The sequence below is a fragment of the Yersinia sp. 1252 StPb PI genome, assembly GCF_048593885.1.
GTDB lineage: Bacteria > Pseudomonadota > Gammaproteobacteria > Enterobacterales > Enterobacteriaceae > Yersinia > Yersinia enterocolitica_E.
Genome location: NZ_JAZGQE010000133.1, coordinates 1 through 13,751, shown reverse-complemented (window position 1 = coordinate 13,751; position 13,751 = coordinate 1). Strand labels below are relative to the sequence as shown.

The window sequence follows — 13,751 nt, the reverse complement described above, 5'->3', positions numbered from 1 at the left end:
CCGACTTACTAGCCAAATTCATTGGTATTATTTTATTTCACTTTCGTTATCAACCGATATTATCTAATTTCTTTATTCTTTACCCGTGCGTTACATTTTTATTCAGTATCTGCTAATATCTGAAATCATTTTTATCGAATAAACGGTGCTAACCATGAAGTTTGTCTCTTTTAATATCAATGGCCTACGTGCTCGACCACATCAACTAGCGGCGATAATCGAGCAACATCAACCAGAGGTTATCGGCCTTCAGGAAACGAAAGTACATGATGATATGTTTCCCCTTGAGGATGTCAGTCAGCATGGTTACCACGTTTTTTATCATGGGCAAAAAGGTCATTATGGTGTGGCGCTGTTAACCAAAAATGAACCATTGGCTGTTCGTCGTGGCTTCCCTACTGATGAAGAAGATGCTCAACGTCGTATTATAATGGCTGATATTGCAACGCCAAATGGTCCTCTCACTGTTATTAATGGCTATTTCCCCCAAGGGGAAAGCCGTGATCACCCCATAAAATTCCCAGCAAAAGAGCGTTTTTACGCTGACTTACAACAATATCTGGAACAACAACTTTCAGCAGATGCTCAGGTACTGATTATGGGGGATTTAAATATTAGTCCAACTGACCTGGATATTGGTATTGGCGAAGAGAGCCGTAAACGTTGGCTGCGCACAGGTAAGTGTTCATTTCTGCCTGAAGAGCGTGCCTGGCTGGAGCGTTTACAAAACTGGGGGCTGGTTGATACATTCCGTGCAGCTAATCCTGAGTGTAACAATCAATTTTCGTGGTTTGATTATCGCTCCCGTGGTTTTGATGAGAATAGAGGCCTGCGTATAGATTTATTGTTGGCAAGTCAGCCACTGGCTGCCCGCTGCGTTGCGACAGGAATTGATTATGCGATTCGCGGCATGGAAAAGCCCTCAGACCACGCACCAGTATGGTCTGAATTCGAACTCTGATAACATCAGTGGTAGTCCTGGCAACACAGGCCTACCACTGGCGAATACGCGACCAAAGCTGGATAAACAAAAAATGATTGATGTTGTCGCCGCCATTATTGAACAAAATGGTAAGATTCTGCTGGCTCAGCGGGACTCATGCCGTGATCAGGCCGGTTTGTGGGAGTTTCCTGGAGGGAAAGTCGAGGCGGGAGAGAACCAACCTCAGGCGCTGATACGTGAACTGACCGAAGAGTTGAATATTGAGGCATCAGTGACCCGATATATCGCCACCAATCAATGGGATTCAGATAAACAGACCATCAGATTACATGCCTGGCTCGTTGAGAGTTTCAGCGGCAAGCTAGCATTGCATTGTCACTCCGCAGTGGTCTGGCTAGCACCAGAGGAGGCTTACCGTTACCCCCTGGCACCCGCCGATGTTCCGCTTTTAGATGCGTTTATTGCCCAGAAACGTTAGCCTGTTACCTGGTCAACCGCTTCCAAATCAATGGATTGGTACCGATCACACTGCTATCACGCACACACTGCAAGACCTCACCTTCAACGCGCAATACAGCACCTTCAGAATAATTCTGATTTTGATAGACACAACAGCGAGTGCACGGATTATTATTCGTGTTGCGATTTGATGAGTTATTCCATATTTCAGGTGGCAAAGGAACAACAACATCGACATTGTTACGATTGGCCATCGCCGCAGTAGAAATAAGCGAGGCAAAACCAATACAACCTAGCAATAACAATATTCTCATGACTTATTATCCTTGGTTTTGGACGGTGCTTTTTTACGTTTCTTTATCGCCCCAGACGGTGCGGCTGGCAACCCACGAAATACCTGAGGTGAGCGATTTTGTTTTGCCTGACTGATTAAATCTTGCAATGTTGCCACCAGTGGCTGCATGAAGTCCTGATAGCGGCAATTTTTCTCACTGATTTGTGTCAGTGTCGATTCCCAATGGGCCGTCATATCGGGCCGTGCAGCAATATCAGGCAGCGCATGAATCAATGCTCTTCCCGCAGGGCTTGCATGAATATAACGCCCTTTTTTGAATAAAAAAGTACGTTTGAAAAGTAGCTCAATAATCCCAGCTCGTGTTGCCTCAGTACCCAACCCATCCGTTGCGCGTAACACTTTTTTCAGCTCTTTATCCTGCACAAACCGCGCGATTCCGGTCATCGCTGATAATAAACTGGCATCGGTAAATGGTCGTGGCGGCTGAGTTTGCCGTTCAACAACCTCACCCCGTTCACACAATAATTCAGCACCTTTCTCCACCACCGGCAACGGCGAGCCTTCATTTTCTTCATCACGCTCTTTGCTACCAAGCAAGGTACGCCAACCCGCCTCCGCCAGAAAACGGGCCTTAGCGACAAACTTGCCGCCAGCAATATCGAGCTCAATGACACATTTACGAAATTGTGCATCTGGGCAAAATTGCATCAGATACTGCTGTGCTACCAATCGGTAAACTTTGCCTTCATCAGTGGTTAGATTCACCTTACTGGCCCGTGCTGTTGGGATAATGGCGTGGTGGGCATCGACTTTTTTGTCATCCCAGCAGCGATTACGCCGATCACTGTCCATTACCTCTAACGGCAATAAGTCAGCCTGATGAATGCTGATGGCATTCAATACCGAATGACGCCCAGCGAAATGCTCTTCTGGTAGGTATCGGCAATCTGAACGCGGATACGTAATCAATTTGTGCGTTTCATATAAACGCTGACAAATATCCAGAACTTGCTGGGCGCTCAAACCGAAGCGTTTAGCGGCTTCAATCTGCAATGTCGAAAGGGAAAAGGGTAACGGTGCGGTTTCTGATTCCCGTTTATCATTATAGGAGGTTACAAATGCAGGCTGACCCGTGATGCGATTAACCACATGTTCAGCCAGTGGCCGATGCAACAAGCGCCCTTCTTCATCCTGATATGACTCGCAAGAATCACTCGGCTGCCATAGGGCAATAAAACGCTCATCCGCAGGCGTGACAATATGGGCTTTAACTTCGAAAAAGTCTTTGGGAATAAAATCTTCAATTTCTTCGTCACGGCGGACAACCAAGCCTAATACCGGCGTTTGTACCCGCCCTACTGACAAAACACCATCATAACCTGCATTGCGCCCAAGAATAGTATAGGCACGGGTCATATTGATGCCATATAGCCAATCGGCTCTGGCGCGGGCCAATGCCGAAACACATAACGGGATAAACTCGCGGTTATAACGCAAACGCTCCACCGCACGCTCCACTGCCTGCGGGTTGAGATCGTTAATCAGGCAACGGCGGACATTTTGCCGCTTCTCTGCCACCAAATCGAGGTAATCCAATACTTCATCAACCAACAGTTGCCCTTCGCGGTCCGGGTCACCGGCATGCACCACTTCGTCGGCCTGTTGCAAAAGTTGTTTGATAACATTCAATTGTTTACTGACCGAGGGCCGAGGCTGTAGTTGCCATTTTTCAGGAATAATAGGTAAATCAGCTAACGACCAACGTGCATAGCGGCTGTCATAAGCATCAGGTTGGGCCTGTTCCAGCAAGTGACCCACACACCAGGTCACCATTTGATCACTGCCACAGGCAATAAATCCATCGCCTCGACGATGCGGCTTTGGCAAAATATCGGCAATCGCCCGCGCCAAACTGGGTTTTTCAGCAATAAAAAGTCGCATCATTCACCGCAAAAATGCATCAAAGAAAAGGTCATTCTGTAATCTCAATCAACGCCCGGCGGTTATCCACAGTGCTCAACTCGCCAATAGAACTGAGCGTCATACCGTGCTGAGCCGCAATAGCCTGCACCTGAGCCTCCGCTTCAGGCAATACGGCTAACAACAAACCACCGGAAGTCTGTGGGTCACACAATAACGTTTTCTGTAACTCGGTCATCTCGCCGATCAGGTGGCCATAACTGTCAAAATTACGCCCAGTTCCCCCCGGCACACAACCCGCAGCAATATACTCTTCAACCGCCGGTAAGCGCGGTATAGCCGAGAAATGTAATTTGGCCTGAACACCAGAACCTTGACAAATTTCGCTTAAATGCCCTAACAGGCCGAACCCGGTAACATCGGTCATGGCAGTGACACCGGCAATACTGGCAAAGTCCGCCCCTGATTTATTCAACTGACACATGGTTTCTGTTGCTACCCCTTGATGTTCAGGTCGCAACTTACTTTTCTTTTCTGCCGTCGTCAGAATACCAATACCCAGCGGCTTGGTCAGAAACAGCTTACAACCAGCCTGCGCGTCACTGTTTTTCTTAACCTGCTCAGTGCTGACGATTCCGGTGACCGCCAGACCGAAAATCGGCTCAGGTGCATCAATGGAATGCCCCCCTGCCAGAGAAATACCGGCCTGCTGGCAAACATAGCGCCCGCCCTCGATAACCTGTTGGGCAACTTCAGGTGCCAGTTTATCTATCGGCCAGCCCAGGATGGCAATCGCCATAATGGGTTTACCGCCCATCGCATAGATATCACTGATAGCATTGGTGGCTGCAATTCGGCCAAAATCAAAGGGATCGTCAACGATCGGCATAAAAAAGTCGGTCGTGCTGATGATGCCAACACCGCCGCCAATATCATAAACTGCTGCATCATCACGCGTTTCATTCCCCACCAACAGCCGAGGGTCAAGAAGCTTCTGCTGATCGGTATGCAATATCTTATCCAAAACTTTGGGCGAAATTTTGCAACCGCAGCCCGCTCCGTGGCTGTATTGGGTAAGACGTATCGCTGGCGGTGTCATAACACTCTCCCGTGTGATGGTCAGTAATAAGCAGTTTATTGAGGAATTATGCTCGTAGGACTAGTATCCAGACTGCCTATGGTAGCGCCTATGGCGTGGCTTGGTAAGTAGAGGCCGCTGTCGGGCAGATAGGTTGGTCACAAAGCAGACGAAAACACAGCTTAGTTCCTATAAAAGTGCATAAGCTGTGATGTTCAAGACGGCCCCAAGCGATTTGCTTCTTCGCTGCCGCCTTGAAACCTATCGATTATAGACCATATAACTATCAGAAATAGCTCACAAAAGTGGTGTGATCCAGTGGAGTCACTTTCGTCGCTGACTTCAGTTGTGGTGTGCCGAGATAAAGGAAGCCGACGATTTCATCTTGTTCACGGCAGGCAAACCCCTGACGAACCACGGGATGATGGGTCCAGGAACCGGTACGCCAGATACCATTAAAACCTTGAGCCAGCGCAGCCATTTGCATTGCTTGTACCGCGCAACCGGCGGAAACCACTTGTTCCCAATTGGGCACTTTGGGGTTTTCAGTGACATGGGCAATAACGGTAATAATTAGCGGCGCACGAAACGGTGCTTGTTTCGCTTTTTCCAATACCGCGTCATCAGCCCCATCATGTTGTACTGCCTGTTGTAACAATTGACTAAAACGTTCCAGCCCCTCATTTTCAATCAAAATAAAGCGCCATGGCTGCAATGTGCCATGGTCAGGTGCCCGCATGCCCGCATGGATAATATGATCCAATGCCTCACCCGTTGGCGCTGGGGTGGTCAAACGGGACGCCGAACGGCGGTTAAGTAACAGTTCTAACGCATCCATCATTCTCTCCTGATAACGATTTTCATTTTCAGCACGGTAGCATAAGTTGTCGTTTTGTTGCCAGTGTTGACCTTTCGGCTAGGCTTAACAGTGATTTAAAGCTGACATTTGTTCGTCAGGTCATTAGGATAACCGTACTTGCCCGGTTTTGTTGGAGATAACATGCGCACTTTGTGGCGAATTATTGCTGGCTTTTTCAAGTGGACCTGGCGTCTGCTTAATTTCGTCAGGGAATTTATTCTTAATCTGTTCTTAATACTGTTAATTTTAGTCGGTGTGGGTATTTACCTTCAGTTCCAAAGTAAACCAGCAGAACCGGTTAAAGGCGCGCTGCTGGTAAATTTAAGTGGCGTGGTGGTTGATCAGCCCGCAGTAAACAATAAACTACGTCAATTGGGGCGTGAGTTCTTAGGGGCATCCAGTAATCGCCTACAGGAAAACTCGCTGTTTGATATTGTCGAAACTATTCGTCTGGCAAAAACCGATAACAATATTACCGGTTTGGTGCTGTCACTAAGTGATTTTACCGGTGCCGACCAACCTTCATTGCAATATATAGGTAAAGCGCTGCGGGAATTCCGTGACAGCGGTAAGCCAATTTATGCAATTGGCGATAGCTATAATCAAACCCAATACTATTTAGCCAGCTTTGCTAATAAAATCTATCTATCGCCACAAGGGGCGGTCGATCTGCATGGTTTCGCCAGTAATAACCTCTATTACAAATCGTTGCTGGAAAAACTTAAAATCACCACGAATATCTTCCGGGTTGGCACCTATAAGTCCGCGGTTGAACCGATGATTCGTGATGATATGTCACCGGCTGCACGTGAAGCAGACAGCCGCTGGATTGGTGGATTATGGCAAAATTATCTTACTGCGGTTGCTGCCAACCGGCAGTTAACGCCAGAGCAACTGTTCCCAGGTGCCGCGGGTGTTATCAGTGGGTTGCAAGCCGCTGGCGGTTCTCCGGCAAAATATGCGCTGGACAATAAACTGGTGGATACATTAGCGTCACGCCCTGAGGTAGAAACCGAGTTGGTTAAAACCTTTGGTTGGGATAAAAAGAATAACGACTTTAATTACGTCAGTATTTATGACTATCAACCGGTACCTACACCACAGCAGGGCGAGCAGATAGCGGTTATTTTTGCTAACGGCGCCATCATTGATGGTCCGCAAACTCCGGGCAACGTGGGTGGCGACTCGCTGGCAGCACAGATTCGCCAGGCGCGTTTAGATCCAAAAATTAAAGCCGTAATTCTGCGAGTAAATAGCCCTGGGGGCAGTGTCAGCGCCTCTGAGTTGATTCGTTCAGAATTAGCGGCGTTACGCGCAGCCAATAAACCCTTGGTGGTATCGATGGGGGGAATGGCGGCATCGGGTGGATATTGGATCTCCACACCCGCTAACTATATCGTTGCCAGCCCGAGCACCCTTACCGGCTCGATTGGTATTTTCGGCGTGATTAATACCTTCCAAAATTCACTGGAAAGTATTGGTGTTCATACTGACGGCGTAGCCACGTCGCCATTAGCCGATATTTCGATTACTAAAAACTTGCCGCCTGAGTTTTCGCAGATGATGCAAATCAATATCGAAAATGGCTACAAGACCTTTATTGACCTGGTCGCAACTTCACGCCATAAAACCCCTGAACAAGTGGATCAAATCGCACAGGGCCATGTGTGGCTTGGGATTGATGCTAAAAGTAACGGTCTGGTGGATCAGTTAGGTGACTTTGATGACGCGGTGAAGAAGGTCGCGGAGCTGGCGCAACTGAAAACCTGGCAGTTGAATTGGTTTGTTGATGAGCCGAGTCTTAGTGACTTGATTTTCGGCCAAATGAGCGCATCGGTACAAGCTATGTTACCAGCCGCCATTCAGGCTTGGATACCTGCCCCGCTATCTGCCATGGCGCAAGCCGTGCAAGAGCAGCCAAGTTTACTCAGTACATTGAATGACCCGCAGAATCGCTATGCGTTATGCCTAACCTGTGGTGATGTCCGCTAGAAAATTAATCAAAATACTCCGCCCGGCACCCGCCGGGCTTTTTTTCCTCGTCAGTCTCCCTATAATTCACCCATCTTATTCAGTACTACTTTTCAGGCCCTCATGCTCATGCAGAAGAAATCTATTTATGTTGCCTATACTGGCGGTACCATCGGTATGCAGCGCTCGGAACATGGATACATCCCCGTATCCGGCCATCTGCAACGCCAACTTGCGCTGATGCCTGAGTTCCATCGCCCCGAAATGCCTGATTTCACTATCCATGAATATGCGCCATTAATTGACTCCTCAGATATGACACCCGAGGACTGGCAGCATATTGCCAACGATATTGAGCAAAACTACGGCTTATACGACGGCTTTGTTATTTTACATGGCACAGACACCATGGCATTTACAGCCTCGGCCCTGTCATTCATGTTAGAAAATCTGGCCAAGCCGGTGATTGTTACCGGCTCTCAGATCCCGTTGGCAGAGTTGCGCTCTGATGGGCAAACCAACTTGCTTAACGCCCTCTATCTGGCCGCGAACCACCCAGTGAATGAAGTCAGTCTGTTCTTTAACAACAAATTATTCCGTGGCAATCGCACCACTAAAGCCCATGCTGATGGTTTTGATGCTTTTGCCTCGCCGAATCTGTCGGTACTGCTTGAGGCAGGTATTCATATTCGGCGTATGGCGTCGGTCGAGTCACCAGCCAATAATGGGCCATTGATTGTTCATAACATCACCCCTCAACCGATTGGTGTGGTGACTATTTATCCTGGGATATCAGGCGCGGTGGTGCGTAACTTCCTGTTGCAGCCCGTTAAAGCCCTGATTTTACGTTCTTATGGTGTGGGAAACGCACCACAAAAAGCCGAGTTACTGGATGAGTTAAAAAATGCCAGCGAGCGAGGTATTGTGGTAGTGAATTTGACACAATGTATTTCCGGTAGAGTCAATATGGAAGGCTATGCAACCGGTAATGCACTGGCCCACGCCGGTGTTATCAGTGGCTTTGATATGACGGTCGAGGCCGCACTGACAAAACTACATTATTTATTGAGTCAATCTTTAACCCCTGAAGACATTCGCCGGTTAATGCAACAAAACCTGCGTGGTGAACTCACTGACACTAACTGATCCGGTGGAATATCAATGAATGCGGCACTGCTTTTAATTGATTTACAAAATGACTTTTGTCCGGGAGGGGCGCTGGCTGTTGCTGAGGGTGACCAGGTTATTGCCATTGCCAATCAAGCTATTGATGCCTGCCTTAGCAAAAAGATACCTATTATTGCCAGCCAGGATTGGCACCCTGCCGGGCACCGCAGCTTTGCCATCAATTCAAATGCGGAATCGGGTACCGTAGGTGAGCTGGATGGGTTACCACAAGTTTGGTGGCCAGTGCATTGTGTGCAAAATGAGCCAGGGGCCGCCTTACATCCGCAATTGAAACAACACGCAATTAATGCCACGTTCCGTAAAGGCCAAGATCCTGATATCGATAGCTACAGCGCTTTTTTTGACAATGGTCGGCGAGCCAAAACCCCTTTGGATGAGTGGCTACGGCAGCAAGGGATAGACCGTTTGTTCATTATGGGGCTGGCAACTGATTATTGTGTGAAATATAGCGTCTTGGATGCATTAGCTCTGGGTTATCAAACAACGGTCATCAGTGACGGTTGTCGCGGGGTCAACCTACAACCGCATGACAGTCAACACGCCCTAAATACGATGCATAAAGCAGGGGCAAGCTTACAAACACTGGCACAGTGGCTGGCTGAAATGGATTCAGCAAGCAAATAACCGGCAATAAAAATAGCACCAACGGAGCCTCACTCGGCTCCGTTGATTTTGATAAATCTTGTGGGTAACAGCCCTATTCTGGCTTCAGTTTTACCAATGTTGGCTGGCTGAATTGCTGTTTCAATTCTTGCTTGGTTTTCATCACAATTTGGCCATCAGTGCCAATGCTCATATGCTGAGCATCCTCATTGTGACGGGCTTGCCATAGCATTACCATTTGCAGACTATTCTCTTTCTGCTCAGGTGTCAGTGCCACACCATCCGGCCATTTACCCAGCTCAACCGCTTGCATCAAGCGTTGGTAAATTTCAGGTGTCATCACTGAAATCAGGTCTTCAAGCTCCATCAAAGTATCCTTAACAAAACGAATAATAAGCTGAATCGATTTTTCAACATGCATAATCGTTGAGTATCAACCGGCAATCTGCTCGCCATTCTGGTCATCAACAAAATTCAATGACGCCGAGTTCACGCAATAGCGCTCGCCCGTAGGCTGCGGCCCATCGGGGAAAACATGGCCTAAGTGAGCATCACAATTACCACAACGAATTTCAACTCGAACCATATTATGTGAATTATCATCAATATAGCGAATAGAGTCATCTTTGATAGGTTGGTAAAAACTCGGCCAACCACAGCCTGAGTCAAATTTCGACTCTGAGATAAACAAAGGTTGATGACAACACAGGCACTCATAGATGCCATCGCGTTTGTTATGCAGCAATTTGCCACTAAACGGGGCTTCTGTCCCGCGCTGTTGGGTGACATGACGCTGAATATCGGACAGTTTTTCAATATCTGGTGTAGAGTTCAGTTCTTTAGCCATTTGTGCGGTTCTCTGGCAGGGAATAAAGTCAACGAAAACAATGCCTAATAATAACAAAAAATTAACAACAAAGCAGTTAAAATTGTCCTAAACTGTATGCCATCAAAGTGACAACCGCATATACCCTTTATACTTGACGCTGCAGGGTTGTTAGCTACACTCATTCACCCGAATCACTTACTCATGTAAGCTCATCGGGATTCGTTCGCTAGCTGCCTACCTGCAACGCCAATCATTTTGGGTATAAATGTGATAAAAATCGTAAATATTACCGATTCTCACTTTAAACTGAATAATTCGCCCCAATATAAAAATGAGGCTAATCGTATCTGGAAACGCGTGATTAATGTTCGATCTAACGTCGTTGGTTTGATTTGTAGCAATAATTGACACGATTCCGCTTGACGCTCGGCAAGGTTTTTGTAATTTTACAACCAACCTTTTATTCACTAACAAATAGCTGGTGGAATATATGACTATCAAAGTAGGTATCAACGGTTTTGGCCGTATCGGTCGCATTGTTTTCCGTGCTGCTCAGGAACGTTCTGACATCGAAATCGTTGCAATCAACGACCTGTTGGACGCTGAATACATGGCGTACATGCTGAAATACGACTCTACCCACGGTCGTTTCGACGGTACTGTAGAAGTAAAAGACGGCCACTTGGTTGTTAACGGTAAAACCATCCGTGTTACCGCAGAGAGAGATCCGGCTAACCTGAAGTGGAACGAAGTTAACGTTGACGTTGTTGCTGAAGCAACTGGCCTGTTCCTGACCGACGAAACAGCACGTAAGCACATCGCTGCTGGTGCTAAGAAAGTGGTTCTGACTGGTCCTTCTAAAGATGACACCCCTATGTTTGTTATGGGCGTCAACCACAAAGAATACGCGGGTCAGGAAATCGTTTCTAACGCTTCTTGCACCACTAACTGCCTGGCTCCACTGGCTAAAGTTATCAACGACAAGTTCGGTATCGTTGAAGCGTTGATGACCACTGTGCATGCAACTACTGCAACGCAGAAAACTGTTGATGGCCCGTCTCATAAAGACTGGCGCGGCGGTCGTGGCGCATCCCAGAACATCATCCCTTCTTCTACTGGTGCCGCTAAAGCAGTTGGTAAAGTTATCCCAGCACTGAACGGCAAACTGACAGGTATGGCGTTCCGCGTTCCTACTCCTAACGTTTCAGTTGTTGACCTGACTGCACGTCTGGAAAAACCAGCTTCTTACAAAGAAATCTGTGCTGCTATCAAAGCGGCTTCAGAAGGCGAGCTGAAAGGCGTTCTGGGCTACACCGAAGACGACGTTGTTTCTACCGATTTCAACGGCGAAAAACTGACTTCAGTATTCGATGCTAAAGCCGGTATCGCGCTGAACGACAACTTTGTGAAACTGGTTTCTTGGTACGATAACGAAACTGGCTACTCAAACAAAGTTCTGGACCTGATCTCTCACATCTCCAAGTAATAATGGATTGATGTAGATTTCTGCCAAAAGCCACCTTCGGGTGGCTTTTTTATTTGTAGCTATAATAAATTGCGCAATATCAATGATTCACCACTACGGTGTCGTCCATTTGCTACAAGATTTACAGCCTGTGATATTATCGAGAGTCTGAAGTTCAAAGGATCCCTGCTCCCTTTCCCATAAGGCCAAACGAATGAACGAGAAAGTATTCACCCTACCTGTTGTTGAACAAATTTCGCCTTACATCAGCCAACGCCAACTGGATGAATTGCCGGTAGTGGTGGTTTCTCATCCGAAGGTGCGTGCCGCAGTAAGCCTACAAGGCGCTCATTTGCTGGCCTATCAACCTAGCGGTGAGCAACCTATCATTTGGCTGAGCAATAACACGCCGTTTAAAGATGGCGTCGCTATTCGTGGTGGCGTGCCAATTTGTTGGCCTTGGTTTGGTCCATCAGCACAACCTTCTCATGGTTTTGCCCGTCTACTGCCATGGACTCTCAGTGCCCATGATGAAAACGAGAATGGGGTTATCCTGACCTTCACACTGGAAGACAGTGATGAATCCCGTAAATACTGGCCGCATGCCTTCACATTGATTGCCCGCTTCAAGCTGGGTGATGAGTGCGAAATGGAGCTGGAATCACACGGTGATTACCAGGCAGTAGCCGCGCTACATACTTACTTCCAGATTGGCGACATCGACCAGATTAAAGTCAGTGGTCTGGGTGAGAAATACTTCGATAAAGTGCTAAAAATTGCCGATGCCACACAACAAGGCGATTTAGTGTTTAACGGCCAGACTGACCGTATCTACACACAACCCGAAGCCTATAGCTTGATCAAAGATGCGGCGCTCAAACGCACCATTGAAGTACATCATCATCACCAAAGTGATGTAGTGGCATGGAATCCAGGTGCAGAGTTGTCTGGTAGCATGGTTGATATGCCAAATGAGGGTTATAAAACCATGGTTTGCGTGGAAACAGCGCGAGTGAATAAGCCGTTGGTGGCAACACTTGACGCCCCGGCGCGTCTTGCCATGACCATCCGTAGCCGTAAAAATAGCTAACGTTCCAGATGTCGTTAGGCACAAAAATGGGGCGCGATGCCCCATTTTTTATGGCTCAACATTACCGCGTCATTAATTAGCGGAAAGTATAGGTCACGCCAGTCCACAACACGCCGCTGTATGATGCATCAACCATTGGGCTATTTTTCACTTCACTGGCCAGGCGCACATAACGGCCGGTAAAGAACGCATTCCAATTCGGATTGATGTTGTAGTTCACCGACAACTCAAGATATGGCGACCAGCTATCACTTGGGTTGTATTGCGCCAAACCACTACGGGCAGATTCAGCACCGCTCACGCCATAGTAATAACTGTTTTGATCACCACTGTTCCAGTTAAAACCAACCCCCGGCGTCAGCGTCCAGCTATCGACGTTAAAGCGGTACAGGTAAGCCAAATCGCCGATAAAACCACCGCTATTATCCAGCACATCGCCAGAGAACATAGCGCGCAACGTCCCCCAATCCTCAATATGAGAATATGACATCCCAGCCATCATGGTACTGCGGCGTTTATCCAACTGCTTCATCTGCTGATCATCACTGTCACCTGGCGTAAAGTGCAGCGGTAAGTAATAAGCATCGATTGATAAGCGATTATTGTCATCTTTCCACAAGTAATAACCCGCAGCTAAGGTACGGAAGTAGAAATTATCGCTTTCATAAGAAATGATAGGTACCGGATAGACACGGTCGTTCTTACCCCGGTAAGGGTCTGGGCTGACTAACGCAGAAGCCCCCAAAGACCAGGTTCCTGCCATTGCCGTCGGCATGCAAACGGCCGTAGCGACGGCTAAGGCAGCCAGTGTTTTTATTTGCTTGGCTTTTAAAGAATGTTTTTTCACGGATTAAATCCCATTGGTAACAAAATAATTAGTTAACTTAGTGTAAATCAATTGGTTGCCCGTGGCGAAATCTTTACACATGTCAGCCAGATATCGATATTGCTTGTATAACTTATCGCCGATAACGAAGAGGCTGACAACCTAAAAATTTACGCAGATTTGATTACAATAAAATATCGAGATATTCAAATAGATAAGCTCCAG

14 protein-coding genes are annotated in these 13,751 nt (G+C 47.4%); 7 read left to right on the top strand and 7 right to left on the bottom strand.

Features of this window, described 5'->3' with window-relative positions; all coding sequences use genetic code 11:
* The first annotated feature begins 154 nt into the window (after nt 1-154).
* Together xthA and V2A85_RS17080 are read left to right on the top strand one after the other, a co-directional pair.
* Nucleotides 155-961, top strand: coding sequence for an exodeoxyribonuclease III (gene xthA / locus V2A85_RS17085; protein ID WP_372558953.1), 807 nt, complete (start codon nt 155-157; stop codon nt 959-961).
* 73 nt (nt 962-1,034) lie between these two features.
* Nucleotides 1,035-1,421 (top strand): pyrimidine (deoxy)nucleoside triphosphate diphosphatase, encoded by a 387-nt coding sequence (locus V2A85_RS17080; protein ID WP_372558952.1) that lies wholly within the window; start codon nt 1,035-1,037, stop codon nt 1,419-1,421.
* 4 nt (nt 1,422-1,425) lie between these two features.
* Here V2A85_RS17080 and V2A85_RS17075 read toward each other — a convergent pair whose 3' ends face one another.
* The 4 genes from V2A85_RS17075 to V2A85_RS17060 form a co-directional block, all read right to left on the bottom strand.
* Nucleotides 1,426-1,716 (bottom strand): DUF1496 domain-containing protein, encoded by a 291-nt coding sequence (locus V2A85_RS17075; protein ID WP_372558951.1) that lies wholly within the window; start codon nt 1,714-1,716, stop codon nt 1,426-1,428.
* The gene (locus tag V2A85_RS17070) at nt 1,713-3,638 is read right to left on the bottom strand and encodes a DNA topoisomerase III (RefSeq protein ID WP_193784666.1); all 1,926 of its coding nucleotides are present in this window, start codon (nt 3,636-3,638) and stop codon (nt 1,713-1,715) included. The genes V2A85_RS17075 and V2A85_RS17070 overlap by 4 nt, the downstream gene beginning before the upstream one ends.
* A gap of 31 nt (nt 3,639-3,669) precedes the next feature.
* Nucleotides 3,670-4,716 carry a selenide, water dikinase SelD gene (gene selD, locus V2A85_RS17065; RefSeq protein WP_420071924.1) on the bottom strand — a complete coding sequence of 349 codons (1,047 nt, stop codon included), beginning with the start codon at nt 4,714-4,716 and terminating at the stop codon, nt 3,670-3,672.
* A gap of 265 nt (nt 4,717-4,981) precedes the next feature.
* Nucleotides 4,982-5,533: an NAD(P)H nitroreductase gene (locus V2A85_RS17060; RefSeq protein WP_372559897.1), complete on the bottom strand. Its 552-nt coding sequence runs from the start codon at nt 5,531-5,533 to the stop codon at nt 4,982-4,984.
* Between the two features lie 162 nt (nt 5,534-5,695).
* Here V2A85_RS17060 and sppA point away from each other — a divergent pair, with 162 nt between their 5' ends.
* From sppA to pncA, 3 genes are all read left to right on the top strand, one after another.
* The gene (gene sppA / locus V2A85_RS17055) at nt 5,696-7,546 is read left to right on the top strand and encodes a signal peptide peptidase SppA (protein ID WP_420071923.1); all 1,851 of its coding nucleotides are present in this window, start codon (nt 5,696-5,698) and stop codon (nt 7,544-7,546) included.
* 108 nt (nt 7,547-7,654) lie between these two features.
* Nucleotides 7,655-8,671 carry an asparaginase gene (ansA, locus tag V2A85_RS17050; RefSeq protein WP_420071922.1) on the top strand — a complete coding sequence of 339 codons (1,017 nt, stop codon included), beginning with the start codon at nt 7,655-7,657 and terminating at the stop codon, nt 8,669-8,671.
* A 15-nt stretch (nt 8,672-8,686) separates the two neighbouring features.
* Nucleotides 8,687-9,337 (top strand): bifunctional nicotinamidase/pyrazinamidase, encoded by a 651-nt coding sequence (gene pncA, locus V2A85_RS17045; protein ID WP_420071921.1) that lies wholly within the window; start codon nt 8,687-8,689, stop codon nt 9,335-9,337.
* 73 nt (nt 9,338-9,410) lie between these two features.
* Here pncA and V2A85_RS17040 read toward each other — a convergent pair whose 3' ends face one another.
* The gene (locus tag V2A85_RS17040; RefSeq protein ID WP_083163662.1) at nt 9,411-9,683 is read right to left on the bottom strand and encodes a YeaC family protein; all 273 of its coding nucleotides are present in this window, start codon (nt 9,681-9,683) and stop codon (nt 9,411-9,413) included.
* Between the two features lie 66 nt (nt 9,684-9,749).
* Entirely contained in the window at nt 9,750-10,163 is a 414-nt protein-coding gene (gene msrB, locus V2A85_RS17035) for a peptide-methionine (R)-S-oxide reductase MsrB (RefSeq protein ID WP_372558947.1), read from the bottom strand.
* Nucleotides 10,164-10,635: 472 nt separating this feature from the next.
* On the opposite strand from msrB, the gene gapA reads away from it, so the two are divergent.
* Together gapA and V2A85_RS17025 are read left to right on the top strand one after the other, a co-directional pair.
* Nucleotides 10,636-11,631, top strand: coding sequence for a glyceraldehyde-3-phosphate dehydrogenase (gene gapA / locus V2A85_RS17030; protein WP_032819960.1), 996 nt, complete (start codon nt 10,636-10,638; stop codon nt 11,629-11,631).
* Nucleotides 11,632-11,824: 193 nt separating this feature from the next.
* Nucleotides 11,825-12,700: a D-hexose-6-phosphate mutarotase gene (locus V2A85_RS17025; RefSeq protein WP_372558946.1), complete on the top strand. Its 876-nt coding sequence runs from the start codon at nt 11,825-11,827 to the stop codon at nt 12,698-12,700.
* A 76-nt stretch (nt 12,701-12,776) separates the two neighbouring features.
* Here the strand turns inward: V2A85_RS17025 and V2A85_RS17020 are convergent, their stop codons facing one another.
* Nucleotides 12,777-13,547 carry a MipA/OmpV family protein gene (locus tag V2A85_RS17020; RefSeq protein WP_372558945.1) on the bottom strand — a complete coding sequence of 257 codons (771 nt, stop codon included), beginning with the start codon at nt 13,545-13,547 and terminating at the stop codon, nt 12,777-12,779.
* Nucleotides 13,548-13,751 lie beyond the last annotated feature (204 nt).